Source organism: Thioprofundum lithotrophicum, assembly GCF_055387065.1.
This window is the reverse complement of record NZ_AP042379.1, coordinates 258,732-284,155: the sequence shown is the minus strand read 5'-3', so window position 1 is coordinate 284,155 and position 25,424 is coordinate 258,732. Positions and strand designations below refer to the sequence as shown.

Sequence of the window (25,424 nt, the reverse complement as noted above, 5' to 3'; positions counted from 1 at the left end):
GAAAGACGGGCAGAATTGCCACTTTCAGGAAGGAAAAGCGGCCCGGCGGGAAGCCGGGCCGGGGATCGGGATCAGCGGCCGGTGGTACCGGATTCGGGCAGCGCCAGGGTCTGGCATTCCTGGAAGATGCGCTTGTCGCAGCGGGCGCAGATGTCCTTGTCCAGTTTCTGGAAAATGGCGTGAATCGCCGCCGTCTTGGACTGGAAGACGTTGTTGGGGCCGATCTCGTCCAGGGCGCCGGACTCCTCCAGGGAGTCCCACAGGCCCTGCTTGACGTTGATCAGGTACAGATCGCCGCCCCGCGCCTTGCGCTTGCGGGCTTCCTGCACCAGGGCATCGCCCCCGGCCACGTCGGCGAAGTTGATCCCCTGGCAGATGATGGCCAGATGCTTCTGATCCGGGTATTTCTCCTCGATTTCGGCGAAGGCCTCCTGGATGTGGCTCACCGAGCCGAAGAACAGCGAGCCGTCGATGCGCAGCAGGCGCAACTGCGGGCACTGGGGCAGGCCGGGATCGCTGGAGAAGGCGCGGTTGGGCAGGCGCGGATCGGGCACCCGCGAGACGATGCGCGGCCGCGAGACGCGCATCAGGTACAGCACCAGGGAGAGCAGCACGCCGGCGAAGATGGCCAGTTCCAGTTCCAGGAACAGGGCGCCGAAGAAGGTCACCGCCATCACGGCCGTCTCCTGGCGGCTGGCCTTGAGGATGTGCCGGATCTCGTGGAAGTCGATCAGGCCCCAGGCCACCATGAACAGGATCCCGGCCATGGCGGCGTTGGGCAGATAGGCGGCGAGCGGCGCCACCAGCACCACGATCAGCATCAGCAGGGCGCCGGCGAAGACCGCGGCGATGGGCGTCTTGGCGCCGGCCTGATAGTTGAGACCGGAACGGTTGAAGGAGCCGGTGGCCACGTAGCCGGAGAAGAAGCTGCCGGCGATGTTGGACAGGCCCTGGCCGATGAACTCCTGGTTGCCGTCGATGCGCTGGCCGCTGCGGGCGCCCAGGGAGCGGCCGATGGAAACCGCCTCGGTAAGCGCGAACAGGGTTACCGCCAGCACCGTGGGCGCCAGTTTCTTGATGGTGTCGAGCGAGAAATCGGGCGAGGAGAGGGGCGGCAGGGTGTCGGGCAGGGCCCCCACCACGGCGATCCGGGTGGCATCGGCGCCGAACTTCATGTTGATGAGATAGGCCACCACCGAGCCGAAGATCATGGCGAAGATCATGAACGGGATCCGGGGAATGAAGCGCTTCACGAAGATCCCCGACAGGAGCGTGGCCAGGGCCACGGCGGTCACGTACCAGTTGATGTTCGGGATTTGCTCGAAGAAGTGGATCAGCACGTCGTGCAGATGCCCGCCCCGGGGAATTTCCACGCCGAAGAAGTTCTTGAGCTGCTTGCTGGCGATGAGCAGGGCCGCGCCGGTGGTAAAGCCCACGATGACTGAATGGGAAATGAAGTTCACCAGGGCCCCCATCCGGGCGAGACCCAGGATCAGCTCCACCAGCCCCACCATGAAGGTCAGGGTCAGGGCCAGGCTCACGTAGTCCATGCTGCCCGGTTCGGCATGCTGGCTGAGCGCCGAGAAGACCACGATGGAGGCGGCGGTGGTGGGGCCGGAGACCAGGTGCCAGGAGGAGCCGAACAGGGCGGCGACGATGGCCGGCACCATGCCCGCATAGAGGCCGTATTCCGGCGGCATGCCGGCGATGGTGGCGAAGGCGACGCCCTGGGGCAGGACCACGATGGCCCCGGTCAGGCCGGCCATGAAGTCGTCTTTCAGGGTGCGTCGGTTGACTTTCGGCAGCCAGGCGCGAAAAGGGGTGAAACGAGCCAGCAGCTCGGCGCGGTTTATCGCCATGTTCGAAACTCCCTGAGCAGTGTGTCTTGTTGTTCGTCCTGGCCGAACGGGACCGCGACGCGCCGGCGAAACGCCTGACCGGGGATCGAAAAATGCCCGGACAGGCATCGCGCCAGCGGGGGCGGCAAAGCCGATGCAGCCAAAAATGGCCAGGAATCAAAGGGTTACTGCAAGATGCGGGCCGGTAGGTCCATGGCCCATGCGGCACGCCTGCGGGGACGAGGGAAGGTCCGGGACTCGCGATGGCATGGGCCGGCCATCAGCAGGGCGCGAATTGTAGCACAAAAAAGCCCGGCACGAGGCCGGGCTTCGGGAGGGACAGGATGATGCGGAGCTTACTGGCGTACGGCCGGACCGTTGAGCTTGATGCCGTTGCTCATGTAGGTGTGGAAGTACTCCAGATCCCGGTAGGTCTCGCTCTGGGCCTTGAAGGGCTTGGCGCGAACCTGCTTGTTGCAGCCGCCGTAACGGCGATGCATGGTGCCGAAGCCGTCCAGCGGACCGGACTTGCCCTTCTTGGCGGCGGTCTTCTTGGCCCACTTGCGGCGCCAGACCGGGAAGTGGGTGGTCTGACCGAGCGCCGGGCTCAGCAGGTTGCCGCGGATCATCATGCCGGCGTTGTACACGTGGCAGTCGGCGCAGGCCATGTTGAGCTGACCCCGCTTGGCATAGAAGAACACCTTGCCCTTGTTGTAGGCCGCCATGGAGGCCTTGGAAGGATCGATGGTCACGCTGGTGGGCTTGCCGCGGGAGGTGTAGGCCATGTAGGCGGAGATGGCCGCCAGCTTGCCCTTCTTCCAGCCGATCTTGGCCTTTTTGGTGTCTACCCCCTTCTTCTTCAGGCAGGCCATGATGTCCTGCTCGAGGGTGCGCACCTGCTGGGTCTTCTTGTCCCAGTAGGGGTAGTACTGCTTGATGCCGATGCCGCCGTTCTTGAAGCAGCTGCCGAGATCGTACTTGTTGAACAGCTTCTTGCCGAGTTCCACGCCATCCTCATAGGGCGGAAACTCTTCCATGGCCTCCCACTCGAAGCGGCGGGTGGCGTCCAGGGCGTAGATGCCGTTGGCGTAGTCCTGAAGCTTCACGCCCGGAAACTTCTTGAAGAAGTAGGCCCGGAACTGCTTCAGATCCTCACTGGGAGAAGCCTGTGCGCTCGTCATGGCGGCCCCGCCCAGCATCGTCAGTGCAGACACTGCAATGAGAAACTTTTTCATTTTTATAACTCCTGTCATCCGAATCGAAAGACCTGGTTACTTGATTTTGGCTTCGGCGCTGTCCTTGTCGCCGGTGTTGTCGACCCAGCTGATGGAGACGGTGTCGCCGGGCTTGCCGCCGGTGAAGGCGAAGGACAGGTAGGGGTTCTTGGAGACGGCGGGGCCCCAGTCGGCGGTGAGCACGGTGTTGCCGTTGTGCTTGGCGACGACTTCCTGGATGAAGTGGGCGGGGATGACCTTGCCGGTCTTCTTGTCCTTGCGCAGGCCGGTCTCCATGGGGTGCTTGATGAGGCACTTGACGGTGACCGTGTCCCCCTTGGCGCGGGCGCGGAGCTTGATGGTTTTGCTAGCCATTGTGTTGAATCCTCTTCGTTAAAGCGTGGCCTCAGCCACCGCAACCACCGATGGTGACCTTGACGTTCTTGCGGGCGGAATAGACCTTGCCGCCGGCCTTGACCACGGCGATGACGTCGGAGGTCTTGCCCATCTTGATGCGGGTGGAGACCTGGGGCAGGGCGCCGTTGCCGAGGGTGAAGCTGGAGGTCAGGGGGTTGGCGTTCTTGGCGGCGAGGATGGCGATGGACTCAACGCCGTCGAGGCTGGCCTTGACGGAGACGGGGACCACGGCGCCGTTCTCGGCGATGTCGGGGGCCTTGATGGCGATCTTGTCGCTGGGGGTGTTGTCGGCGGCGCCGAACAGCTTGGCCAGGGCGTCATCGATCTTCTTGGCCTCGAAGGCGCTCTTGGGCCAGGCGGCGAGTACGGCGCGCGGAGTCAGCAGGCCGGCGCCCACGGCCACGGCCACGGCGGTGCCGGCCAGCGAGCCTTTCAGGAAAGTTCTGCGTTGCATGGAATCGTTCCTCCAGAAAATCCGGGATGTTCGTTACGGGTTCAGAGCGACCAGACCCATTCGGTCACGGCATCGATCTCCTTCTCGGAAAGGATCTCGTGCTTGCCGAAGGGCGGCATGATGGTGTTGGGGTTGTTCTTGGTCGGATCCCAGATCTGGGCACGGAGCTTGGCCTTGTCGGGGAAGCGCGCCTTCATGGCTACCAGCGGCGGGGCGATGTTGCCGGCCAGGTGGGCGCCCTTGTAGTCATGACAGGCGAAGCAGTTGCCCTTCTTGCGGTTCTCGGCAATTTTCTTGCCTTCCGCGGCCAGGGCTTCATCGGCAGAGGCGACGCCGGGGACCACGGCCAGCGCGCCGAGCAGCAAGGCAACGGAACTGGCAGCAGTTATCAGTTTGGCGGATTTCCGCATGATCTCCTCCTCGAATGAAAGAAGTTGAGAGAAATGACAAGGGTCACGGGGACCCGGATATTATTCTGTTTTTGGGTTGAAACCGAACCACGCGGTTCGGCCGCCCTTGGGAACCTAAGCATACAGAATATGCGGCATATAGCAAGCCCCGGTCCCGCAATTTAGTGATTCAGCAGATGCTGAAATGAAAGCGGCAATCACGGCCGGCAAAAGCCGCTTCCGTAACGCGGCATCCCCCGCCGCGTCCCGGTAGGTCGGGCTTCAGCCCGACTTCGCAGCCGCTCGATGTCGGTAGTCCGTAGGGCGATGAGATGGTCTCCTCCCCCCCTTAAAAACGGCGTCACGATGCGCCAAGATGGAAGCACTTCACCATCCATCGAAGAAGGAGGAGGAGACCATGAGCAAGATTACGACGGTTGGACTGGATTTGGCAAAGCACGTGTTTCACGTGGTGTGCTGCGACGAGCGGGGCAAGGTGGTGCGCAAGCGGATGCTGAGGCGAGGGCAGGTGCTGGCGTATTTTGCGAACCTGGAGCCGGTCCTGGTGGGGATGGAAGCCTGCGCGAGCGCCCACTACTGGGCGCGGGAGCTGCAGGCACTGGGCCACGAGGTGAAGCTGATTCCGCCGCAGTACGTGAAGCCGTTTGTGCGGGGGAACAAGCACGATTACAACGACGCGCTGGCGATAGCCGAAGCGGTGGTGCGGCCGGAAATGCGGTTTGTGTCGGTGAAGACACCGGAGCAGCAGGACATCCAGGCGCTGCACCGTCTGCGCGAGCGCTGTCTTGCGGACCGCACGGCGCTGGTCAACCAGATACGGGGTCTGCTGGGGGAATACGGGATTGTTCTGCCCAAGGGGGTGAATACGCTGCGGCGTCGCCTGCCGGAGGTGCTGTCGGAGGCGGAGAATGGCCTGAGCGAGTGGTTTCGGCAGCTGTTGTGGGAGAGTTACCGGCGGTTTCAGGAGCTGGACGCGCACATTGCGTTTTACACCCGGGAACTGGAAGGCTACAGCCGCCGGAACGAGGCGGTGAAGCGGCTGCGGGCGATCCCGGGTTACGGGCCGGTGGTGGCGCCGGTTTTCTACAGCCAGATCGGCGACGGCCGGGCCTGGCGGCGGGGACGGGATGTGTCCGCATCCCTGGGTCTGGTGCCCCGCCAACACAGTAGCGGAGGGAAGGAACGGCTGCAGGGGATCAGCAAGCGGGGAGACGGCTATCTGCGCAGTCTGCTGGTGCATGGAGCGCGGTCGGTGGTGAAGGCGGCGGCGGGGAAGGATGACCGGCTCAGCCGCTGGATCAACCGGATCCGGGCGGAGCGCGGCTACAACAAGGCGGTGGTGGCGCTGGCCAACAAGATGGCCCGGATGGGGTGGGCGGTATTGAGGAACAAGACGGAATACCGGGCGGATTACCGCCCGGTCTGAAGGCGGGCAGGGCCCGCGAGGAACGATTTGGAGAGTTAGCCTGCCGACGATTGCGAAGACGCTGTGGCGAGCGATGACAAACAGGTCAGACCGGCGTATCGAAAACCTGCTTGAGCCGTAGGCTGGGACAAGCCGCTAGGGCGATTAGGACGATACGCGCAGATCTCATCGAGGCCAGAGGCGCAAAAAGCCTCACAAACAGGCCGGATATACGAGCGCAATCCTGTCCCTGTCGAAGTTTGGTACAACGTCTTGCAAAACGGGAGGAGACCATATACGGCTCAAGCGTAGCGGAGCCGCCATCTCGGGATGACACGATTTTTGCCGGCTCCGCTGCGCTTGAGCCGGCCTACTTGCGCTCCACACCGGTACCGTTTGTGTCAGCACAATTTCGAGACGTTTTATACGCAAGCCTCTACTCCATCGTCGTCAACATCGCCAGCTCCTGCTGGAACTGCCTGATGCGGGCTTCGATCCGGGACGTATTGTAGAAATCGAGCTGCGCCTTGCGCTCGAGAGCCAGGTTCAGCTGCCGGATGGCCTGATGGGTCTGCCCGATTCGGTAATAGTATTCCCCCATCGCCATGTGGCTCAGGGCCTGATGCCCGAGTTCGGATTCCGCCTTCGCCAGCAGTTCATAGATGTGCGGGATGCTGCTCTCGTCGCCCCCCCGTTTCTGCCAGGCCAGGATCAGCTCGCGCGCCCTGGCGGGTTTTTTCGCCTCGAGCAGCGCCTGGGCATAGGCGAAGGTCAGCGGGCCGTTGCCGGGATAGTTCTCGAGCGTGGCGGCGAAGCGCCGGAGGGCTTCCGTATGGTTGCCGGCAAGGGATTCGAGGCGGGCCCGTTCCAGCAGGTAGGCGATGCGGCCGTCGTCGTCGTTCAGGAGCTGGTCGAGAATGCGGCGGGCCTCGTCGTAGCGTCGGGTGGCCATCAGCGCCAGGGCCAGGCCGTAGCGGGTGGCGGCCTTGTCGATGTAGCGGCCGTTTTTCAGATCGCTCCGAAGCTGTCGCAGGGTCGCTTCCGGATCATGGCTGGTGAGCACCTGCAGCCGCATGCGCATCAGGTAGTAGTTGCGCGAGCTGTGCCAGGCGCGCTGGGGGTACCGGGCCGCCCGGTTCAGGGCGTCGGCGATGCGGTTTTCGGTGACCGGGTGGGTGCGCAGGAATTCGGGGGCCGAGCTGCCGTACAGGCGGCTTTCCCGCTCCAGCTTGTGGAAGAAATCGGCCATGCTGGCCGGGTTGAAGCCGCTGTCGGCCAGCAGGGCAATGCCGATGTAGTCGGCCTCCTTTTCGTTCGCCCGGGTGAAGTCGAGCTGGCGCTGGATGTTGCCGGCGGCCAGGGAGGTGAGGGCGGCCTGGCCCAGTTCGCTGCCCTGGGAGCCGAGGATGATGGCCGCGATGATGGCCGCCATCACCGGAATGTTGCTGGCGCTTTGCGCCAGTTCGTAGGCCCGCGCATGGTGGCGCTGGGTCACGTGGGCGATTTCGTGGGCCATCACCGAGGCCAGTTCGTTTTCCGATTCGCTGGCCAGAAACAGGCCGTAGTTCACGCCGATGAAGCCCCCGGGCAGGGCGAAGGCGTTGATGCCACCGTCGTTGACGATGAAGAAGCGGAAGTCCTTCTGGGCGCTGTCGCTGTGGGAAACCAGCCGGTAGCCGAGATAGTTGAGGTAGTCGGTCACCAGCGGATCGTCGAGGATGCCGCCCGCCCGGCGGATGTTGCGCACCACGGCCTCGCCCGTGTGGCGCTCCTGCGCCGGGCTCACCAGGGCGGCGCCGCTGGCGCCGATCTCCGGCAGGGCAATCTCCTCGGCCGCCAGCGGCAGGGGGGCCAGGGCACAAAGGAGCAGCAGGACAAGGTGGCTCAGGGCTGGCATGGAAAATCCGGCTTGCGGGGCATCAATCGTCTCATCATTGTCCTGACCGAGATTTGCGGGTCTCGTCCCGTAGGAGCGGTGCAAGCCGCGAAAGGAGGCTATCGCGGCTTGCGCCGCTCCTACAGTAATCATTCACGTCAAAACGTTTTGAGACATTTTAGTTAAAGGTACACTCACCGCTTCAGACCGCCGGGGCCCTGAGGGGTTCCGGCAACCATACCATATATATGAACAGGGCCTCGGTCGCTGTCTTTTCTGTCAGCGACGGATGGAGGAGGGGTGTCATCGCATGAACATATACGGATATAATAATGCTCGGGCGCCTCGCCAGCCGCTGGCCCAGGGCGGGGCGCCTTGGCCGCTTCATTTTCAGGGACGCCCATGGTCGCGCATACGGAAATCGAAATCGCCGAACTGCATCAACTGCTGGAAAACCCGGACTGTTCGGCCCTGCTGGTGGATGTGCGTACCGCCGAGGAATTCCGGCAGGGCCACCTGCCGAAGGCCTTCAACCTCCCTCTGGAACAGCTTCCCCGGCATCTCGCAACCCTGCCCCGCGAGCGCGCGCTGGTGCTCTACTCCAATGCCGGGCAGCGCTCCGCCGAGGCCTGCGCCCTCCTGCATGCCGCCGGATTCCGTGACCTCTGCCACCTGCGTGGCGGCTTCGAAGCCTGGCGTGTGAGCGGGCTCAAGGTGGCCTGAGGCCCTTTCGCGCCCGCCCCCTATCCCGCGAAGGGATTTAAGTCACTGAAAAGCCGCTGTTTCCCCGCTACGGTTGTCAAACCTGTCAAGTTATCATATAAGTGTTGGATTGTTTGCTAATATTTGGCAAATGATGCCCATTTCCGACACAACCCATAACACTCAATTTGAAGGAGAGTATTCATGGCTGACTTTGATGAAGAACTGGATGCATCCGGACTGAACTGCCCGCTGCCCATCCTGCGCGCCAAGAAGGCGCTGGCCGGCATGTCGTCCGGTCAGGTGCTGCACATCATCGCCACCGATCCGGGTTCCGTGAAGGACTTCGAAGCCTTCGCCAAGCAGACCGGCAACGAGCTGCTGGAATCCAAGGAAGCCGGCGGCAAGTTCGAGTTCCTTATCAAGAAGGCTTGATCGTCCCACGGATAATAATAACGACCAACCCTAACCTGCTCACCGGCCCTCCGGGCCGGTGGCAGTCGTCGAGGTGATTACCATGTCAGATGAAAAGAAGCTTGCCATCATTGCCACCAAGGGAACCCTGGACTGGGGCTACCCCCCGTTCATTCTCGCTTCCACCGCAGCCGCGCTCGGCTACGAAGTGGAAATCTTCTTCACCTTCTATGGCCTCCAGCTCCTGAAGAAGAAGATCGACGTCAAGGTCAGCCCGCTCGGCAACCCCGGCATGCCCATGCCCATGGGCATGGACAAGTGGTTCCCCACCCTGTTCACCGCCCTGCCGGGCATGGAAGCCATGATGACCTCCATGATGAAGGCCAAGATGAAATCCAAGGGCGTGGCTAGCCTGGAAGATTTGCGCGAACTGTGCCAGGAAGCCGAAGTGAAAATGGTCGCCTGCCAGATGACCGTGGACCTGTTCGACATGAACCCGTCCGACTTCATCGACGGCATCGAGTTCGGCGGCGCCGCCACCTTTTTCGAATTCGCCGGCGACGCGGACATCACCCTGTTCGTCTGAGCCCGCAACGCAGCACGCCAAAGGCCCCGGCGGCGCAAGCCCCGGGGCCTTTTTTGTGCACAATCCTCTCCCGCCCATGTAGGTCGGCCTTCAGGCCGACTGCACCATTCCTTCAGGCCGAAAGCGCAATCCTCCCCCTCACCATGCTCGGAACTCGCTGATATCGCCACGCCGCAAGCTCAGCCAATCCCGAAAGGGACATAAATCACAGAACCCCTTCCCCGGAATATGACATGTTTGACCTGCGCCCGGGATGGGATGCGCAAACGTATCCGCAAGCAGGGCTTACGAATATCAGTACATTCTGATATTGAGCTCTTGAGACAAAACGGCTTGACAGCATGCAAGCCCTGTTGAATGATACGTTGCGTGTTGCAACAAGGTTTGTTGCACAATAACAACGATAATCGGTGCAGTGACCACTGCATCTGTCGTAACAAGCAATAACCAACGAGTAACGGGAGATCAGAACATGAATCGATTCAGCAAGCGTCTCGCCGCCAGTGCCGTTGCCGCAGCCCTCGCCATGCCCATGGCTGCCAACGCCACCAACGGCACCAACCTCATCGGTGTGACGGCCGCTTCCCGCGCCATGGGTGGCACCGACATCGGCATCAGCCGCGGCGCCGGCTCTGCCCTGGGTAATCCGTCCCTGATCACCGGCGTGGAAGCCACCGAGATTACCTTCGGCGGCACGCTGTTCATGCCCAATGTCAAGACTGATGGTGGTAATCCATCAGCAGGCTATCTGACGAGCGATGCCGATCAGTTCGTGGTCCCTGCCGTGGGCTTTGCCACCAAGGCCAACGACAACTTCTACTGGGGCATCGGCATGTGGGGTGTTTCAGGCATGGGTGTCGATTACCGCAAGGATGATAACTACATGACCACTACACCTAACGATGCCAGCAGCATGGTTACGAATCTGCAAGTGATGCAAATGGCGGTTCCTCTGGCCTACAAGACCGGTGGACTTAGCCTTGGTATTACTCCGCTTCTTGAGTATGCAGCATTGGATGCAAGTGTATTTTACGGTTCTGGATCCGTTGATGGTGCAGGTACAAGCCAAGTGCTGGAATTCGGCTTTAATCTGGGTGCAGCATATCAGACCGGGGGCTGGACTTTCGGTGCTGTTTACAAGTCCGAGATCGAACTGAATTTCCAGGATCAGCTGCAATTCTCGCGTGATTACATGATTGCGGTAGCAACCGGTACTCCGCTTACTCCTGGAAGCGCAGGTGACATGGTTTTGACTCAGCCTGCGGAAATTGGAATTGGCGCTTCTTATGTCATGGGCAAGCACACCTTCGCTCTGGACTGGAAGCAGATTCAGTACAAGGACAGCAAGGATTGGGGCACTTTTGGTTGGGATAATGTCGATGTTTTCGCGCTCGGATACCAATTTGATGGTGGCAACTGGAGCGTGCGTGCCGGCTACAATCAAGGTAGCAACCCCATATCGGATCAGTCTCCTGGACAGAATGGTGAAGGTTACATGATCAATTACTTCAACCTTGTGGGGTTCCCGGCCATAATCGAGCAGCACTTCACTGTTGGTGGCAGCTACGACATCAACAAGCAGATGACATTGGATCTGGCCCTGACCTACGCGCCGGAGGTCTCGCAGACTCTGCCGTCGAGTCCAACTGCAAATGTGACCACCAAGCACAGCCAGACCGGTCTTACCGCCAGCCTGAACTTCGCCTTTTGATATCGAAAGGCAAAGTCATCAAACAGCCTGCTGTTTGACCTCGACAGGCCGCCCGTTGGGCGGCCTGTTTTCATATGCGAATACCGAAAATATCAATCGTCTCGAAACCGGAGCCACGCTATTCGTAGGGCGGCTCAAGCGCAGCGGAGCCGCCATCATGTCGGAATGACGCAAATGTGATTGCCGGCTCCGCTGCGCTTGAGCCGGCCTACAGGCGCTTGACGACGCTGGCTGCGTCATACCCGGGTTCCGGGGATGGGTAAAAAAAGGCCCCGCAAATGCGGGGCCTCCTCGTTGAACGGTTCTGTGGCACATCTCAGAACCGGGTGCTGACGCCTACGCTCAGCAGGTTGACGCTGGATTCGTAGGTGCCGTTGTAGGCACTGGTGCCATTGGGATCATAGTTTCCAGCTGTACGTGGGTAAGGTACGGAAGAATTGATGGTGCGATTGTCGGTTGCCACATGCATGAAGGCCGCTTCCAGTGTCCAGCCGCCCATGTCATGGGTCATGCCGATGCTGAACAGCTGCCGATCCGCGTCCGGAATCCGTGCCGAGAAGTAGTCGTCCGGCTGGGCCTTTTGATCCAGCGAATAGCCGAACAGAATCCGGGTTTTCGGGTTCAGTTGGTAGATGCCGCCGAAGCGGTACGCCATGGCATTGTCCCAGTTGTTGGTGCTGGTGGTCAGCACCGTTCCTCCATTGGGCGTCGTGATGCTGAATTTGTCAAAACTGCTCCAGCCCGTGTAGTCGATATCGAATTCAAGAGCCAGTTTGTCAGTAGCCTGATAGGCAACTCCAGCCTGGAACAGATCCGGAAATTCAATGGAAGTTTTGGCCGTGGTAGCTGGCTGACTGATCGCTGTTGCATCGAAGAAGCCGTTGACCTCTACTTTGACCCGACTCCGGTAACTGGCACCGAATGACCATTTCCCGTGCTTTTTCAGATAAGCCAGGTTCCAGCCCAGGCCGGCTCCCCGGCCATCGATGTTGATTGACTGCGTGTTGAAAACCAGCTTGTTCAGGTAGTAGAGATCGAGGCCGAAGGCGATACTGCTCGTCGTATCGATTTGATAGGCCAGGTTGGGGTTGATGTTGAGCATTTCGATGGTGCTCTGTTCCGGTTCGAATGGTGCAAGGGGACCGGCAAAACCCGGGAATGTGCCCTGAGGCCAGCTCGTTTCCAGCCCGAAGGGCGAATTGATGGCCAGACCAGCGGTAACCTTGCCCTGGCTCTTCGCCATGTAATAGAAATTCGGAATCACGAAATTCTTTTTGCCATCGCTGTCCGTCTTGGTTCCACCGGCGGGATCCACGCTCAGGTCGTAGCTCAGATAGGTCAGGCCGGCCACCAGGCCATCCTTGTCATGAAACGCCATGCCGGCGGGGTTGTAGGCCAGGGCGCCGAGTTCGTCGGTGTTGGCCACCAGTGCGTTGGCGGTAGCTGTGCCCACCGTGGAAATTTCCGGAATCCGGAAGCCGGCGGCCTGCGTCTGAAGGGGCAGGCTGATGGCGGCAACCAGCCCGGCGAGCAGGCTTGGCTTGAAAGGTACTTTTGTCACTTTTTTTCTCCCCGGTTCTTGTTAGTTTGCAGAATGATCCGACAAACGGCGCGATGATTGCGCGGCTTGCCGGAGGCTTGCGCAGGAGTCCGGTGGTTATGGTAGTCCAATCGCCATCACCAACCAATATGAAAAGAGTATATAAGAAAATGCTTAAACATGCGTCCCGCCTTGACACTTCCGAACCGACTGCGGAATGATTGTCGTGGACTACGCGCGTTAAGGAAATGTTTGTCCAGCAGGCGTCGGCTATCGGGTCCGGCCGTTCTGCCCCAGAACCATAACGAACCACAAACGGGAGAAACCATGTTCAAGTTGAAATCCATTCTTTTTGCCGTGCTGTCCCTGTGCCTGATGGCCACGGTGCAAGCGGCGGAAACTCTCAAGCCCTTTGCCCTGGCCGATGTGGTTTCAGGCGACATGGCGTCCGTGGTGTCCGATGTCAAAGGCAAACTTTCGGCAGGCGGCTTCGAGGTGGTGGGAGACTATTCGCCCTATGCCGGGGCCACGGTCATCGGCGTGACCAGTGATGCGCTCAAGGCCACGGCCGGCAAGACCGATTTCGGCGTCTTCGGCGCGGCCATGCGCGTGTCCGTGACCAAGGGCAAGGACGGCAAGCTGCAGATCGCCTACACCAACCCGGTCTACTGGGCCAATGCCTACCGCATGAATGGTGATCTGGCCGCGGTGGCCGGCCAGCTGAAGCAGGCGCTGGGATTCAAGCAGTATTTCGGTTCCGAAAAGGGGCTCACCGCCGAGAAGCTGCGCAACTACCAGTACAAGTGGCTGATGCCGTATTTCACCGATCGTCTCGAACTGGCCAGTTATGGCAGTTACGATGAAGCCGTCAAGGCGGTCGAGGCGGCGCTGGCGGCCGGCAAGGGCGGCGTGCAGAAGGTCTGGCGGGTGGATCTGCCGGGCAAGCAGGCCAGCGTGGTGGGCGTGCACATCACCGACAAGGCCTCGGACAAGTGCGCCGGCGACAAATACATCATGGATCGCATCGACTTCCGTGATCTCAAGTCCACCGCCCACCTGCCCTACGAGATGGTCATCAAGGGCGGCGACGTCTATGCCCTGCGGGCCGAGTTCCGCATTGCCATCAGCTTCCCGGATCTGTCCATGATGGGCAGCAACAGCTTCGCCTCCATCATGTGCGCCCCGGGCGCCATCGAGGAGACCCTGACCCTGGCCGCCGGCGGAGAGAAGGAATCCGACTGATTCACTGGCGCTCTTCGTGTCAAAAACCCCCGCTTCGGCGGGGGTTTTTGATCATGATTCCTGCACCCCCTACCGCACTGCCTTGCGCCCTTCGCGTCTTTGCGCCTTTGCGCCTTTGCGCCTTTGCGTTGAAATGACGCCACTCTGCGGAAATCATGCAAAACCCGGGCAGATCGGGTAAGATTTGCCCCTTTTCGGGCTTCTCGCCGTTCTGCGTGGCGGGAATGTCAATTATCTGATCCGCAAGCGCTTTTTTCAGGGGAACCCATGTTCAGCAAGCAGATGACCATCGCCGGCTTCGACGACGAGCTGGCCGCCGCGATCCAGGGCGAGGAACGCCGCCAGGAGGAGCACATCGAGCTCATCGCCTCCGAGAACTACACCAGCCCGCGGGTGATGGAGGCACAGGGGTCGGTTCTCACCAACAAGTATGCCGAGGGCTACCCCGGCAAGCGCTACTACGGCGGCTGCGAATACGTGGACATTGCCGAGCAGCTCGCCATTGACCGGGCCAGGGAGCTGTTCGGTGCCGATTACGCCAACGTGCAGCCCCATTCCGGCTCCCAGGCCAATGCGGCGGTCTATCTGGCCCTGCTCCAGCCTGGCGACACCATCCTCGGCATGAGCCTGGCCCACGGCGGGCACCTCACCCACGGGGCGAAGGTCAACTTCTCCGGCAAGATCTTCAACGCCGTGCAGTACGGCCTGAACGAGGCCACCGGCGAGATCGACTATGAGCAGGTCGAATCCCTGGCCCGGGAACATCGGCCGAAGATGATCGTGGCCGGCTTCTCGGCCTATTCGCGGGTCGTGGACTGGCAACGTTTCCGCGCCATCGCCGACGAGGTGGGGGCCCTGCTGTTCGTGGACATGGCCCACGTGGCCGGCCTGGTGGCCGCCGGGGTCTATCCCAATCCCGTGCAGATTGCCGACGTGACCACGTCCACCACCCACAAGACCCTGCGCGGTCCGCGGGGCGGCATCATCCTGGCGAAGGCCAACGCCGAGATCGAGAAGAAACTCAATTCCACCGTCTTTCCCGGCACACAGGGCGGCCCGCTGATGCACGTGATCGCCGCCAAGGCCGTGGCCTTCAAGGAGGCGCTGCAGCCGGAGTTCAGGGCCTATCAGCAGCAGGTGGTGGCCAACGCCCGGGCCATGGCGAAGGTGTTCCTGGATCGCGGTTTCGACGTGATCTCCGGCGGCACCGACAATCACCTGTTCCTGGTCAGCTTCATCGCCCAGGGCCTGACCGGCAAGGACGTGGATGCCTGGCTGGGGGCGGCCAACATCACCGTGAACAAGAACGCCGTGCCCAACGATCCCCAGTCGCCCTTCGTCACCAGCGGTATCCGAGTCGGCACCCCCGCCGTGACCACCCGCGGGTTCGACGCGGCCGACTGCACCGCGCTGGCCGGCTGGATGTGCGACATCATCGACAGCCGTGGCGATGCGGCGGTGATCGAGGAGGTCAAGGCCAAGGTTCTGGCGATTTGCAAACAAAAACCGGTCTATGCCGAATAACCCGTAGGAGCGGCGCAAGCCGCGATGAATGTCATTCGGTCTTCAAACAGCACTCGTTTGATGGTCGCGGCTTGCGCCGCTCCTACAGGTTGGACCGGAAATGCGGACAGAAACGGAGCGGGAATGATCATGCACAGCCAAATCAATCGTACCGTTGCCGTCCCTCGTCCCTCGCACCTCGTCCCTCGTCCCTAGTTATGCATTGTCCTTTCTGCGGCGCCGAAGATACCCGGGTGATCGATTCCCGGCTCACCAGCGATGGTTCGCAGGTGCGCCGGCGGCGGGAGTGTACCCGGTGCGCCGAGCGTTTCACCACTTTCGAGACCGCCGAGCTGGTGATGCCGCGCCTCGTCAAGAGCGACGGCCGCCGCGAGCCCTTCGACGAAGCCAAGTTGCGGGCGGGCATGCTGCGCGCCCTGGAAAAGCGCCCGGTGGAGACCGAGGCCATCGAGAACGCCGTGAACCGGATCATGAAGCGCATGCGGGACACCGGCGAACGGGAGCTGCCGTCCCGCAAGCTGGGCGAATGGGTGATGGAAGAGCTGCGGGATCTGGATCAGGTGGCCTATGTCCGCTTCGCCTCGGTGTATCGCCGTTTCGAAGACGTGAGCGCCTTCCAGGAGGAGATCGAGAAACTCAGGCAGATGCCCTCGCCCGAAGAGCGCCGACTCCAGCAGTCCCTGCTGCCCGATGATGATGAAAAACCGTAGGTCGGCTCAAGCCGCACAGCGGCGGAGCCGACGGTGTCGCAGATGAGCAACTACACGGCCACCGATCACGAACACATGGCCCGCGCCCTGCGCCTGGCGGAGAAGGGGCTGTACACCACCGATCCCAATCCCCGGGTCGGTTGCGTGATCGTGCGGGACGGCGAGATCGTGGGCGAGGGCTGGCATGCGCGGGCCGGCGGTCCCCATGCCGAAGTGGTGGCCCTCGAGGCGGCCGGGGAACGGGCAAGGGGCGCCACGGTCTATGTGACGCTGGAGCCCTGCGCTCACCACGGCCGCACGCCGCCCTGTGCCGACGCCCTGGTCGCCGCCGGCGTGGGGCGGGTGATCGCGGCCATGATCGATCCCAATCCCGAGGTGGCGGGCGGCGGCCTGCAGCGCCTGAGGGAGGCCGGCATCGAGACGGCCCACGGCCTGCTCGAAGCCCAGGCCCGGGCCCTCAATCCCGGCTTCGTCAAGCGCATGGAAAGCGGCCGGCCGTGGGTGCGTTGCAAGCTGGCCATGAGCCTCGACGGCCGCACCGCCATGGCTTCCGGCGAGAGCCAGTGGATCACCGGTGACGCGGCCCGGCGCGACGTGCACCGTCTGCGGGCCCGCAGTTCGGCCATCGTCACCGGCGTGGGCACCGTGCTGGCGGACGATCCGGCGCTCACCGTCCGGCTGGAGGCGCACCCGGCGGACCGGCAGCCGCTGCGGGTGGTGGTGGACACTCATCTCAGCATGCCGCCCGGGGCGAAGCTGCTGCGCCAGCCGGGCCGCACCCTGATCATGACCTGCAGCGACGATCCGGCTGCCCGGGAAGCGCTTGAGGCCCAGGGCGCCGAGGTCTTCCGCTTGCCCTTGTGCAGCGACGTGGTGGACATGGGGGCGGTGCTCGACATTCTGGGCGAGATGGAAGTCAACGAGGTGTTGCTGGAGACGGGCGCCACCCTGAGCGGCGCCGTCCTTCAGGGGGGGCTGATCGACGAACTGATCGTCTACGTGGCGCCTGTCCTCATGGGCCACGAAGCCCGGCCCCTGTTCCGCCTGCCGGGTCTCGACAGCATGGACGACCGGATCGCGCTGGAACTGCTGGATCAGCGCATGGTGGGGCAGGACATGCGGTTGCGGTATCGGGTGAGGGGACAACAGGCCGGTAAATGACAAGAGGACACTCATGTTCACAGGCATCATCCAATCCGTCGGCGAAGTCGCCGCGCTGGAGCCGAAAGGCGGGGATCTGCGCCTGCGGATCCGTACCGGCAAGCTGGATCTGGCCGACGTACAGCTCGGGGATTCCATTGCCGTCAATGGCGTGTGCCTGACGGCGGTGGCGTTGCCCGGCGACGGGTTCTGGGCCGATGTGTCGGGCGAGACCCTGGCGCGGACCACCCTGGGCGCTCTGGGCGTGGGCAGCGCCGTCAATCTGGAGAAGGCGCTCACGCCCACCACCCGGCTCGGCGGGCATCTGGTGTCCGGGCATGTGGACGGGCTCGGCGAGGTGGTGCGGCGCGAGCCGGCCGGGCGTTCCGAGCGCTTCGTGATCCGGGCGCCGGCTCCCCTGGCGAAGTACATCGCCGAGAAGGGCTCCATCTGCGTGGACGGCACGAGTCTTACCGTCAATGCCGTGCGGGGAGCGGAGTTCGATCTGAACATCGTGCCCCACACCCTGCAGGAGACCATCATGGACGGCTACCGGCCCGGTACGCGGGTCAACCTTGAAGTGGACATCATCGCCCGCTATCTCGAGAGACTGCTGCTGGGCGACAAGGCCGCCGATCCCGACGCGGGCGGCATCAGCCTGGCGACCTTGCAGAAAGCCGGATTCATCACCTGAATGAAAGTTCCAAATACCAGACCATGGTTCATTATGCGTACTGAGCCCTCTGTCTCAGAGGGCGGTGTTGGAATCGGGCACGCTTGCCCAAGTGATTCGGTATTTGGAACATCTATTTAGCGAGAGCACATGGCACTCAACAGCATCAGAGAAATCATCGAGGACATCCGCCAGGGCAGGATGGTGATCCTCATGGACGACGAGGATCGCGAGAACGAAGGCGATCTGATCATCGCCGCCGAGCGGGTGCGCCCCGAAGACATCAATTTCATGGCCCGCTATGGCCGTGGCCTCATCTGCCTGACCCTGACCAAGGAGCGTTGTGAACGCCTGCACCTGCCCCTGATGGTGAGCGAGAACAACGAGGCCCACGCCACCAACTTCACCGTCTCCATCGAGGCGGCGGAAGGGGTGACCACGGGGATTTCCGCCGCCGACCGCGCGCGCACGGTGCAGGCGGCCGTGGCACCCGATGCCCGGGCCTCGGATCTGGTCCAGCCGGGGCACGTCTTTCCGCTGATGGCCCAGCCCGGCGGGGTGCTGACCCGGGCCGGCCATACCGAGGCGGGCTGCGATCTGGCCCGCCTGGCCGGCTTCGAGCCGGCGGCCGTGATCGTGGAGATCCTCAACGAAGACGGCACCATGGCCCGCCGCCCCGATCTGGAGAAGTTTGCCGCCGAGCACGGGATCAAGATCGGCACCATTGCCGATCTCATCGAATACCGCATGCTCAACGAAAAGACCATCGAGCGGGTGGCCAGCGCGAAGATGCCCACCGAATTCGGCGAGTTCAAGCTGCACGCCTACCGCAACGTGATCGACAGCCAGCTGCACCTGGCGCTGGTGAAGGGCGAGCTGGACCCGGAAACGCCGCCGCTGGTGCGGGTGCACGTGGAGAACGTGCTCTGCGATCTGTTCGGTAGCCGGCGCGACGACTGCGGCTGGCCGCTGCGCGATGCCATGCGGCGTATCGCCGAGGAGGGGCAGGGGGTGGTGATCATCCTGCGCCTGGCCGACGAGTCGGATGTTATCATCAACCGGATCCGGCAATACGCCGAACAGGATCAGGGCCACGATCTGCCCCGGCACGATCGCGGCAACGATCTGCGCACCTTCGGCATCGGTGCCCAGATCCTCAGTGATCTGGGGATCCGCCGCATGCGCGTGCTCAGTGCGCCGAAGAAGATGCACGGCCTGTCGGGTTTCGGCCTGGAAGTGGTCGAATACGTGCACGACTGAATCTCAGCAACAGGAATTCACCATGAACGACATCCGTACCATCGAGGGCGATCTGGTCCTCAAGGGCGCCAGGATCGGCATCGCCGTGGCCCGCTTCAACAGTTTCATCGTCGACAGCCTGCTGGACGGGGCGCTCGACACCCTGCGCCGCCATGGCGCCGACGACGGCGATCTGGAGATCGTGCGCGTGCCGGGCGCCTTCGAACTGCCGCTGGCCATCCAGAAGATGGCCGCCAGCCGCCGGTACGACGGCATCCTGGCGCTGGGCGCGGTGATCCGCGGCGGCACGCCCCATTTCGACTATGTGGCCGGTGAATGCGTCAAGGGCATGGCCAGCGTGATGATGCGCGAATCGGTGCCGGTCGCCTTCGGCGTGCTCACCGTGGACACCATCGAGCAGGCCATCGAACGGGCCGGCACCAAGGCTGGCAACAAGGGCGGCGAGGCGGCCCTGTCGGTCATCGAGATGGTCAACCTGCTGCGTGAACTCGACTGATCCCGTTCATGGCCGGAGGCAAACCCAATCCGCGCACCCGCGCCCGCCGCCTGGCCCTGCAGGGCCTGTACGAGTGGCAACTGAGCGGCAATCCGCCTGCCGAGATCGCCACCCGCGCGCTCATCGAAAAGCAGGGCACGCGTCTCGACGTGGCCTACTTCCAGGAGCTGATGCGCGAAGTGCCGAAGCACGTGGCAGAGCTGGACGCCCACATCGCGCCCCTCTTGAGCCGGCCCTTCGACGAGGTGGACCCGGTGGAGAAGTCGGTGCTGCGCCTGGGCGCCTACGAACTGGCCCACCACCCCGAGATCCCCTACCGCGTGGTGATCAACGAGGCGGTGGAGCTGGCCAAGACCTTCGGCGCGGAGCAGGGCCACCGTTTCATCAACGGCATCATGGATCGGCTGGCGGCCAGCCTGCGCGAGGTGGAAGTGCGCGCCGGCCGCGGCTGAGGGCGGCGCGCCCGCAGCCCCATGCCCCTGGACGAATTCGCCATCATCGACCGCTTCTTCCGCCGCGCCAGCCGGCGTGACGACGTGCGCGTGGGCATCGGCGACGATGCCGCCGTCCTGCAAGTGCCGGCCGCGGCCGAACTGGTAGTGGCCCTGGACACCCTCGTCGAGGGCGTGCACTTTCCCGAGCAGACCGATCCGTTCGCCATCGGCTGGAAGGCCCTGGCCGTCAATCTCAGCGATCTGGCCGCCATGGGGGCCGAGCCGGCCTGGTTCACCCTGGCCCTGACCCTGCCCGAGGCGGATGCCGCCTGGCTGGCGGAATTCAGCCGCGGCCTGTTCACCCTGGCCGATGAGTGGAACCTGGCCCTGGTCGGCGGCGACACCACCCGCGGCCCGCTGATCCTCTCCATCCAGGTGGCGGGCCATGTGCCGCCGGGCGAGGCCCTGCTGCGCCGCGGCGCCCGGACCGGCGACGGCCTGTACGTCACCGGCACCCTGGGGGATGCGGCCGCGGCCCTGCGGGACTGGCAGGCCGGGCGGGCCGAGGATCCCGCCCTGCGCCGCCGGCTCGACCGGCCGGCGCCGCGCCTTCGCACCGGGATGGGCCTACGGGGCCTGGCCCGCTGTGCCATCGACATCTCCGACGGCCTGCTGGCCGATCTGGCCCGCCTGCTCGCCGCAAGCCCCGGCAACGGCGCGCGACTGGAGCGCGAGGCGCTGCCGCTGTCTGCGGCGCTGCGCCGGCGTCTTGCCGCCGAGCCTGCCCTGTGGGCGGGCGTGCTCGACGGGGGCGACGACTACGAACTGCTGTTCTGCGCTGCGCCCGAACGCGAGGCCGAACTGTCGGCCCTGGCGGCGCGCACCGGCGAGACCATTACCCGGATCGGCACCATCACGGCCGAACCCGGCATCGTGCTGGAAGACGCGGACGGCCGGCGGCAGACCGTCACGCCTCACGGCTACGCCCATTTCGCCCCGCCGCAGGAGGAGAGCCCATGAGCCTGGCCAGTCTGTTCAAGCGCAACCGCGTCGATCCCCGCCTGCTGCGCGATCCCGGCCATTTTCTGAGCCTGGGCTTCGGCTCGGGTCTATCGCCGCTGGCGCCCGGCACCGCCGGCACGGCCGCGGCCATTCCCCTGTGGTGGCTGCTCGCGCCGCTGCCCTTGTGGGCCTACGGGCTGGTGGTGCTGGGGCTGTTCCTGATCGGCATCCCCCTGTGCCGGCGCACCACGGCGCGCCTGGGCAGCCACGATCATTCGGCCATCGTCTGGGACGAAGTGGTGGGCTATCTGATCACCATGACCGCGGTGCCCTTCAGCCTCAGCGCGGCAATCCTCGGCTTCTTCCTGTTTCGCCTGTTCGACGTGTGGAAGCCCTGGCCGGTGCGTTCCCTCGACCGCCGCGTCCAGGGCGGACTCGGCATCATGCTGGACGACGTGGGGGCCGGGATCTATGCTGCCCTGGCCCTGCACGGGGGGCTGATCCTGCTGCAATCCAGGGGAGTTCTGCCATGAAATACGGAATGATCGCCCTGCTGCTGGCCTTCAGCAGCGGCCTGGCCGCCAACGAGGTCCGGATCCTGAACGTGAACCTCGATCAGCGCGGTTACGAGTGGTCCGCCTCGGTGACCCTGAAGCACGCCGACAGCGGCTGGGAACACTATGCCGACGCCTGGCGCTTCGTCACGCCCGACGGCACCGAATTCGCCCGCCGCACCCTCTGGCATCCCCACGTGAACGAACAGCCCTTCACCCGCAGCCTGTCGGGGATCGTGATCCCCAGGGGCGTGAAGGTCTTCTTCGTGGAAGCCCATGACAGGGTGCACGGCTGGAGCCAGGATCGGGTGCGCATCGATCTGGCGAAGCCGAAGGGACCGCGCTACCGGATCCGCACCCAATAGGCACACCCGTGCGCGGCCTGCTGCTTGCCGTTGCCCTGCTGCCGACCGCCGCGGCGGCGGACATCGTGGTCCGGGCGCTGATGCCGGAGATGGCGGTGGTGGAGGTGGAAGGCCAGCGGCGCGTGTTGCGGGTGGGCCAGACCTCGCCGGAAGGCGTGACGCTGATCGAAGCGGACAGCGAGCGGGCCGTGCTCGAACGGGACGGCCGGCGCGCCGTCTACCGGCTGGGCGAGACCACCGCGGTCACGGTGGTGCCGCGGGCGAAGGCCGTGACCCGCATCCGCCCGCGCCGGGGCATGTACTACGTGGACGGCGCCATCGACGGCAAGCCGCTGGCGTTCATCGTGGACACCGGTGCCACCTGGGTCTCCCTGAGCGCCAGCCAGGCCCGCGAGCTGGGCCTCGACCCGGCCCGGGGCATCCCGGCGAAGGTGGCCACCGCCAACGGCACGGTGATCGTCCGCCGCCTGCGCCTCGAACGGGTGCGCGCCGGGGGCATCGAACTGCGCAACGTGGAGGCCGTCATCATGCCCGGCGATGCGCCGCCGGTGGCCCTGCTGGGCATGTCCTTCCTGCGCCGGGTGCACATGGTGCGCGAAGGGCCGATCCTGCGGCTGGAATCGCGCTGATCGGGGATTGAGTTCCTTTCCGAAGACGGTGACATCTTGAGCATGAACGAGATTCGAGCGGCGCAGCGGGATTTCGGCCTCCTGCTGCGCCTGTTGCTGCTGCAAGGAGCCTTTCTGGCGGTGCTGACCGCCGTGCGGCTGGTGGTCTTCCTGCGCTTTGCGCCCGCCTATCCCGATTTCCCGCTGGGGGATTTCCTGCGCGCCCTGTGGATGGGACTGCGCATCGATCTGGTGCTGGTGGCGTATCTCACCGTGCTGCCCTTTCTGCTGATCCTGGCCAATGCCCTGCTGTGGCATCCCTTGCCCCAGCGCTGGCTGCGCGGCGTGCTGGCGATCTATTTCGCGGTCATGTACCTGCTGGTCCTGGCCGTGGCCGGCGCGGATCTGGCGTTTTTCTCCTACTTCGGCGAGCACATCAACATTCTGTTCTTCGGCGTGTTCGACGACGATACCCGCGCCCTCCTGGCCATCGCCCGCAAGAACTACAATCTCTTCCTGATCGGGGGGCTGGTCCTGCTGGTGACCTCTGGCGTGATCGGGATGCTGCGCCTTGCCTTCGGCCGCGATGCCTGGATTTCCCGCGAAGTGCGCTGGTGGCATGGCCTGCTGGTTTATCCGCTGCTGGTGGTGGCGATCTTCTTCGCCGCGCGGGGCAGCCTGGGCACCTTTCCGCTCATCAAGGACGTGCCGGAAGTGTCGCCGGACCGCTTTCTCAACGGCCTGCCCATGAACGGCGTGCTCGCACTGCAGAAGGCCTGGGAGCAATATGCGGCCAGCAAGGCCGACCGCAGCGATCTGGCGGCGAAAATGGGCTACCGGGATGCCTTTCCCCGTGCCGTGGCGGATTTTCTGGGCCGGCCCCTCGCGCCGGACGCGGATCCGGAAGCCGCGTTGTGGCGCACGGCCGGGACCAGGGAGGCGCAGTCGCCGCCCCATGTGGTGGTGGTGATGGTGGAGAGCTTCGGCGCGCCGATTCTGAAATACCAGAGCGCGCAGTTCGACATTCTGGGGCGGCTGGCGCGGCATTTCGCCGAGGACATCCTGTTTCGCCGCTTCTTCTCGGGCGGCAATGGCACCATCACCTCCCTGGAACCCCTGCTGCTCAATCTGTTGCCCCGGCCGGCCAGCGTGCCCCTCTCGCAAAGCCTCTACCAGCGGGTGGCGTTCCCTTCGGCCGCGGCCCGGGTGTTCCGCCAGGCCGGCTACGAGACGCGCTTCGTCTATGGCGGGGATCTCTCCTGGCGCAACGTCGGCGAATTCTACCGCCTGCAGGGTTTCGAGCATACGGAAGGCAAGGCGAGCATCCTGGCAGACGTGCCCGGGGCCCGCAGCCATGACTGGGGCGTGTTCGACCAGTATGCCTATCGCCATGTGCTCCGGCGGCTCAGGCAGGCCCGGCGGCCGCAGTTCATTTTTCTTCTGACCACCAACAATCATCCGCCCTACACGGTGCCCGAGGATTACCAGGGGCCGCCGCTGGTGATGCCGGCGGCGCTGAAGGCGCACATTCGGGGCGATCCGGCGCTGCTCGCGGCTCGGCTGCGGGACTACCAGTACGCCCTGGATTCGGCGGGCGGGTTTCTCGATGCCATCAAGGCTTCGTCCTTGCGCGAACGGGTGGTGGTGGCACTGACCGGCGACAACAACACGATCGAGGGGGTGATCCGCTACGACGATCCGCTGAAGGAGGCCAAGCGGGTGCCGTTCTATCTCTATCTGCCCGCGGCGTTGCGGCCCGCGCATTACGATCCGGCGGTGGCCGCCTCGCACAAGGACATCTTTCCCACCCTCTATCATCGCCTGCCGGGCCAGTGGCGCTACCTGGCGCTGGGGACGGATCTCTTCGAACCGGGCACGCTGCATTGCGGCTTCAACGATGCGGGCGTGATCCAGGCGCCGGACGGCGCCTTCCGGCTGGGCAGGGCGGCCAGCGACCTGCAACGGGCCTGCGAGCGGCAGTACCGCAGCGGGTTGGCGGTGAGCGAGTTCCTGATCCGTCGTGCGCGGAAAGAGGGCGGGTGAGCGGGGGTTACGCCGGGTTCTTTTCCTTGTCCCGCTCGATCAGGGCATAGGCCGAGTGGTTGTGAATGGACTCGAAGTTTTCCGATTCCACCACGTAGGCGGCGATGCGCTCGTCGGCGTTGAGGCGGGCGGCCACGTCGCGGACCATGTCTTCCACGAACTTGGGGTTGTCGTAGGCCCGTTCGGTGACCAGTTTCTCGTCCGGGCGCTTGAGCAGGCCGTAGAGTTCGCAGGAGGCTTCCTGTTCCACCAGTTCGATCAGTTCCTCGACCCAGACGAAATCGCGGATCCGCGCGGTGACGGTGACGTGAGAGCGCTGGTTGTGGGCGCCCCGGTCGGAGATCTTCTTGGAGCAGGGGCACAGGCTGGTGACCGGCACCTGGACCTTGATGGTCATCTCGTCCACCCCGTCGTGCACTTCGCCGATGAAGGTCACGTCGTAGTCCATGAGGCTCTGCACGCCCGAGACCGGGGCGGTCTTGTTGATGAAGTAGGGGAAGGACATCTCGATGTGGCCGGAGGCCGCTTCCAGCTTCTGGGCCATCTCGTGCAGCATCTCGCGGAAGGACTCCACGGAGATTTCCCGCTCGTGGCGGTTGAGGATCTCCACGAAGCGGGACATGTGGGTGCCCTTGAAGTTGTGGGGCAGGTTCACGTACATGTTGAAGCTGGCGATGGTGTGCTGTTCGCCGGCGCTGCGATCCCGCACCCGCACCGGATGGCGGATGTCCTTGATGCCCACCTTGTTGATGGGGATCTGCCGGGTGTCGGCGCTGCTCTGTACGTCTTCGATGGTGGCGCTCATC

Annotated in this window: 26 protein-coding genes; 18 read left to right on the top strand and 8 right to left on the bottom strand. The window is 63.7% G+C overall.

Going from position 1 to position 25,424, the window contains the following annotated elements; all coding sequences use genetic code 11:
- Positions 1-71: 71 nt before the first annotated feature.
- The 5 genes from ACZ5BH_RS01320 to soxX form a co-directional block, all read right to left on the bottom strand.
- On the bottom strand, positions 72-1,859 hold the full coding sequence (locus ACZ5BH_RS01320; protein WP_464890126.1) for a SulP family inorganic anion transporter: 1,788 nt from the start codon (positions 1,857-1,859) through the stop codon (positions 72-74).
- A gap of 335 nt (positions 1,860-2,194) precedes the next feature.
- Positions 2,195-3,073: a sulfur oxidation c-type cytochrome SoxA gene (soxA, locus tag ACZ5BH_RS01315; protein ID WP_464890125.1), complete on the bottom strand. Its 879-nt coding sequence runs from the start codon at positions 3,071-3,073 to the stop codon at positions 2,195-2,197.
- A gap of 36 nt (positions 3,074-3,109) precedes the next feature.
- A complete protein-coding gene (soxZ, locus tag ACZ5BH_RS01310) occupies positions 3,110-3,427 on the bottom strand; it encodes a thiosulfate oxidation carrier complex protein SoxZ (RefSeq protein WP_464890124.1) in 318 nt (105 codons plus the stop codon).
- Positions 3,428-3,458: 31 nt separating this feature from the next.
- Positions 3,459-3,923, bottom strand: a complete 465-nt coding sequence (gene soxY, locus ACZ5BH_RS01305) for a thiosulfate oxidation carrier protein SoxY (RefSeq protein ID WP_464890123.1) — start codon at positions 3,921-3,923, stop codon at positions 3,459-3,461.
- 41 nt (positions 3,924-3,964) lie between these two features.
- Positions 3,965-4,333: a sulfur oxidation c-type cytochrome SoxX gene (soxX, locus tag ACZ5BH_RS01300; protein WP_464890122.1), complete on the bottom strand. Its 369-nt coding sequence runs from the start codon at positions 4,331-4,333 to the stop codon at positions 3,965-3,967.
- A 397-nt stretch (positions 4,334-4,730) separates the two neighbouring features.
- On the opposite strand from soxX, the gene ACZ5BH_RS01295 reads away from it, so the two are divergent.
- Entirely contained in the window at positions 4,731-5,759 is a 1,029-nt protein-coding gene (locus ACZ5BH_RS01295) for an IS110 family RNA-guided transposase (RefSeq protein ID WP_464891200.1), read from the top strand.
- Between the two features lie 415 nt (positions 5,760-6,174).
- On the opposite strand, the gene ACZ5BH_RS01290 is transcribed toward ACZ5BH_RS01295, so the two are convergent.
- On the bottom strand, positions 6,175-7,635 hold the full coding sequence (locus tag ACZ5BH_RS01290; protein ID WP_464890121.1) for a M48 family metalloprotease: 1,461 nt from the start codon (positions 7,633-7,635) through the stop codon (positions 6,175-6,177).
- 381 nt (positions 7,636-8,016) lie between these two features.
- On the opposite strand from ACZ5BH_RS01290, the gene ACZ5BH_RS01285 reads away from it, so the two are divergent.
- The 4 genes from ACZ5BH_RS01285 (at position 8,017) to ACZ5BH_RS01270 (ending at position 11,027) form a co-directional block, all read left to right on the top strand.
- Positions 8,017-8,337: a rhodanese-like domain-containing protein gene (locus ACZ5BH_RS01285; protein ID WP_464890120.1), complete on the top strand. Its 321-nt coding sequence runs from the start codon at positions 8,017-8,019 to the stop codon at positions 8,335-8,337.
- 183 nt (positions 8,338-8,520) lie between these two features.
- Positions 8,521-8,751 carry a sulfurtransferase TusA family protein gene (locus tag ACZ5BH_RS01280; RefSeq protein ID WP_464890119.1) on the top strand — a complete coding sequence of 77 codons (231 nt, stop codon included), beginning with the start codon at positions 8,521-8,523 and terminating at the stop codon, positions 8,749-8,751.
- 82 nt (positions 8,752-8,833) lie between these two features.
- Positions 8,834-9,316 (top strand): sulfur carrier protein DsrE2, encoded by a 483-nt coding sequence (gene dsrE2 / locus ACZ5BH_RS01275; protein ID WP_464890118.1) that lies wholly within the window; start codon positions 8,834-8,836, stop codon positions 9,314-9,316.
- Between the two features lie 472 nt (positions 9,317-9,788).
- On the top strand, positions 9,789-11,027 hold the full coding sequence (locus ACZ5BH_RS01270) for an OmpP1/FadL family transporter (protein ID WP_464890117.1): 1,239 nt from the start codon (positions 9,789-9,791) through the stop codon (positions 11,025-11,027).
- A gap of 316 nt (positions 11,028-11,343) precedes the next feature.
- On the opposite strand, the gene ACZ5BH_RS01265 is transcribed toward ACZ5BH_RS01270, so the two are convergent.
- Complete coding sequence (locus ACZ5BH_RS01265; RefSeq protein WP_464890116.1) at positions 11,344-12,588, bottom strand: OmpP1/FadL family transporter; 1,245 nt, start codon at positions 12,586-12,588, stop codon at positions 11,344-11,346.
- Between the two features lie 306 nt (positions 12,589-12,894).
- Between ACZ5BH_RS01265 and ACZ5BH_RS01260 the strand changes: the two genes are divergently transcribed.
- The 13 genes from ACZ5BH_RS01260 to ACZ5BH_RS01200 all read left to right on the top strand — a co-directional run bounded on the left by ACZ5BH_RS01260 (position 12,895) and on the right by ACZ5BH_RS01200 (position 24,618).
- Positions 12,895-13,809, top strand: coding sequence for a hypothetical protein (locus tag ACZ5BH_RS01260; RefSeq protein ID WP_464890115.1), 915 nt, complete (start codon positions 12,895-12,897; stop codon positions 13,807-13,809).
- Between the two features lie 267 nt (positions 13,810-14,076).
- Positions 14,077-15,333: a serine hydroxymethyltransferase gene (glyA, locus tag ACZ5BH_RS01255; RefSeq protein ID WP_464890114.1), complete on the top strand. Its 1,257-nt coding sequence runs from the start codon at positions 14,077-14,079 to the stop codon at positions 15,331-15,333.
- 197 nt (positions 15,334-15,530) lie between these two features.
- Positions 15,531-16,043, top strand: coding sequence for a transcriptional regulator NrdR (gene nrdR / locus ACZ5BH_RS01250; RefSeq protein ID WP_464890113.1), 513 nt, complete (start codon positions 15,531-15,533; stop codon positions 16,041-16,043).
- A gap of 42 nt (positions 16,044-16,085) precedes the next feature.
- Entirely contained in the window at positions 16,086-17,204 is a 1,119-nt protein-coding gene (gene ribD / locus ACZ5BH_RS01245) for a bifunctional diaminohydroxyphosphoribosylaminopyrimidine deaminase/5-amino-6-(5-phosphoribosylamino)uracil reductase RibD (RefSeq protein ID WP_464890112.1), read from the top strand.
- Between the two features lie 13 nt (positions 17,205-17,217).
- Positions 17,218-17,877, top strand: coding sequence for a riboflavin synthase (locus tag ACZ5BH_RS01240; RefSeq protein ID WP_464890111.1), 660 nt, complete (start codon positions 17,218-17,220; stop codon positions 17,875-17,877).
- A 129-nt stretch (positions 17,878-18,006) separates the two neighbouring features.
- On the top strand, positions 18,007-19,116 hold the full coding sequence (gene ribBA / locus ACZ5BH_RS01235) for a bifunctional 3,4-dihydroxy-2-butanone-4-phosphate synthase/GTP cyclohydrolase II (RefSeq protein WP_464890110.1): 1,110 nt from the start codon (positions 18,007-18,009) through the stop codon (positions 19,114-19,116).
- Positions 19,117-19,138: 22 nt separating this feature from the next.
- Complete coding sequence (ribH, locus tag ACZ5BH_RS01230; RefSeq protein WP_464890109.1) at positions 19,139-19,612, top strand: 6,7-dimethyl-8-ribityllumazine synthase; 474 nt, start codon at positions 19,139-19,141, stop codon at positions 19,610-19,612.
- Between the two features lie 8 nt (positions 19,613-19,620).
- A complete protein-coding gene (gene nusB / locus ACZ5BH_RS01225; RefSeq protein WP_464890108.1) occupies positions 19,621-20,064 on the top strand; it encodes a transcription antitermination factor NusB in 444 nt (147 codons plus the stop codon).
- Positions 20,065-20,085: 21 nt separating this feature from the next.
- Positions 20,086-21,066 carry a thiamine-phosphate kinase gene (thiL, locus tag ACZ5BH_RS01220; RefSeq protein WP_464890107.1) on the top strand — a complete coding sequence of 327 codons (981 nt, stop codon included), beginning with the start codon at positions 20,086-20,088 and terminating at the stop codon, positions 21,064-21,066.
- The gene (locus ACZ5BH_RS01215) at positions 21,063-21,581 is read left to right on the top strand and encodes a phosphatidylglycerophosphatase A family protein (protein WP_464890106.1); all 519 of its coding nucleotides are present in this window, start codon (positions 21,063-21,065) and stop codon (positions 21,579-21,581) included. The genes thiL and ACZ5BH_RS01215 overlap by 4 nt, the downstream gene beginning before the upstream one ends.
- Positions 21,578-21,967: a hypothetical protein gene (locus tag ACZ5BH_RS01210; protein ID WP_464890105.1), complete on the top strand. Its 390-nt coding sequence runs from the start codon at positions 21,578-21,580 to the stop codon at positions 21,965-21,967. Before ACZ5BH_RS01215 ends, ACZ5BH_RS01210 begins: the two co-directional genes overlap by 4 nt.
- 8 nt (positions 21,968-21,975) lie before the next feature.
- Positions 21,976-22,596, top strand: a complete 621-nt coding sequence (locus tag ACZ5BH_RS01205) for a retropepsin-like aspartic protease family protein (protein ID WP_464890104.1) — start codon at positions 21,976-21,978, stop codon at positions 22,594-22,596.
- A 42-nt stretch (positions 22,597-22,638) separates the two neighbouring features.
- Complete coding sequence (locus ACZ5BH_RS01200; RefSeq protein WP_464890103.1) at positions 22,639-24,618, top strand: LTA synthase family protein; 1,980 nt, start codon at positions 22,639-22,641, stop codon at positions 24,616-24,618.
- Between the two features lie 7 nt (positions 24,619-24,625).
- Here ACZ5BH_RS01200 and folE2 read toward each other — a convergent pair whose 3' ends face one another.
- Positions 24,626-25,423, bottom strand: coding sequence for a GTP cyclohydrolase FolE2 (gene folE2, locus ACZ5BH_RS01195; RefSeq protein ID WP_464890102.1), 798 nt, complete (start codon positions 25,421-25,423; stop codon positions 24,626-24,628).
- Position 25,424: the final 1 nt, after the last annotated feature.

Bases quoted from the DNA above. Each gene is read 5' to 3' on its own strand.
- ACZ5BH_RS01295 (WP_464891200.1), top strand. From the start codon at position 4,731: ATGAGCAAGATTACGACGGTTGGACTGGATTTGGCAAAGCACGTGTTT.
- soxA (WP_464890125.1), bottom strand. From the start codon at position 3,073: ATGAAAAAGTTTCTCATTGCAGTGTCTGCACTGACGATGCTGGGCGGG.
- ACZ5BH_RS01270 (WP_464890117.1), top strand. From the start codon at position 9,789: ATGAATCGATTCAGCAAGCGTCTCGCCGCCAGTGCCGTTGCCGCAGCC.
- ribBA (WP_464890110.1), top strand. From the start codon at position 18,007: ATGGCACTCAACAGCATCAGAGAAATCATCGAGGACATCCGCCAGGGC.
- dsrE2 (WP_464890118.1), top strand. From the start codon at position 8,834: ATGTCAGATGAAAAGAAGCTTGCCATCATTGCCACCAAGGGAACCCTG.
- ACZ5BH_RS01320 (WP_464890126.1), bottom strand. From the start codon at position 1,859: ATGGCGATAAACCGCGCCGAGCTGCTGGCTCGTTTCACCCCTTTTCGC.
- nusB (WP_464890108.1), top strand. From the start codon at position 19,621: ATGGCCGGAGGCAAACCCAATCCGCGCACCCGCGCCCGCCGCCTGGCC.
- ACZ5BH_RS01210 (WP_464890105.1), top strand. From the start codon at position 21,578: ATGAAATACGGAATGATCGCCCTGCTGCTGGCCTTCAGCAGCGGCCTG.
- ACZ5BH_RS01240 (WP_464890111.1), top strand. From the start codon at position 17,218: ATGTTCACAGGCATCATCCAATCCGTCGGCGAAGTCGCCGCGCTGGAG.
- folE2 (WP_464890102.1), bottom strand. From the start codon at position 25,423: ATGAGCGCCACCATCGAAGACGTACAGAGCAGCGCCGACACCCGGCAG.
- ACZ5BH_RS01260 (WP_464890115.1), top strand. From the start codon at position 12,895: ATGTTCAAGTTGAAATCCATTCTTTTTGCCGTGCTGTCCCTGTGCCTG.
- thiL (WP_464890107.1), top strand. From the start codon at position 20,086: ATGCCCCTGGACGAATTCGCCATCATCGACCGCTTCTTCCGCCGCGCC.
- glyA (WP_464890114.1), top strand. From the start codon at position 14,077: ATGTTCAGCAAGCAGATGACCATCGCCGGCTTCGACGACGAGCTGGCC.
- ACZ5BH_RS01285 (WP_464890120.1), top strand. From the start codon at position 8,017: ATGGTCGCGCATACGGAAATCGAAATCGCCGAACTGCATCAACTGCTG.
- ACZ5BH_RS01215 (WP_464890106.1), top strand. From the start codon at position 21,063: ATGAGCCTGGCCAGTCTGTTCAAGCGCAACCGCGTCGATCCCCGCCTG.
- soxZ (WP_464890124.1), bottom strand. From the start codon at position 3,427: ATGGCTAGCAAAACCATCAAGCTCCGCGCCCGCGCCAAGGGGGACACG.
- ACZ5BH_RS01290 (WP_464890121.1), bottom strand. From the start codon at position 7,635: ATGCCAGCCCTGAGCCACCTTGTCCTGCTGCTCCTTTGTGCCCTGGCC.
- nrdR (WP_464890113.1), top strand. From the start codon at position 15,531: ATGCATTGTCCTTTCTGCGGCGCCGAAGATACCCGGGTGATCGATTCC.
- soxY (WP_464890123.1), bottom strand. From the start codon at position 3,923: ATGCAACGCAGAACTTTCCTGAAAGGCTCGCTGGCCGGCACCGCCGTG.
- soxX (WP_464890122.1), bottom strand. From the start codon at position 4,333: ATGCGGAAATCCGCCAAACTGATAACTGCTGCCAGTTCCGTTGCCTTG.
- ribH (WP_464890109.1), top strand. From the start codon at position 19,139: ATGAACGACATCCGTACCATCGAGGGCGATCTGGTCCTCAAGGGCGCC.
- ribD (WP_464890112.1), top strand. From the start codon at position 16,086: ATGAGCAACTACACGGCCACCGATCACGAACACATGGCCCGCGCCCTG.
- ACZ5BH_RS01200 (WP_464890103.1), top strand. From the start codon at position 22,639: ATGAACGAGATTCGAGCGGCGCAGCGGGATTTCGGCCTCCTGCTGCGC.
- ACZ5BH_RS01280 (WP_464890119.1), top strand. From the start codon at position 8,521: ATGGCTGACTTTGATGAAGAACTGGATGCATCCGGACTGAACTGCCCG.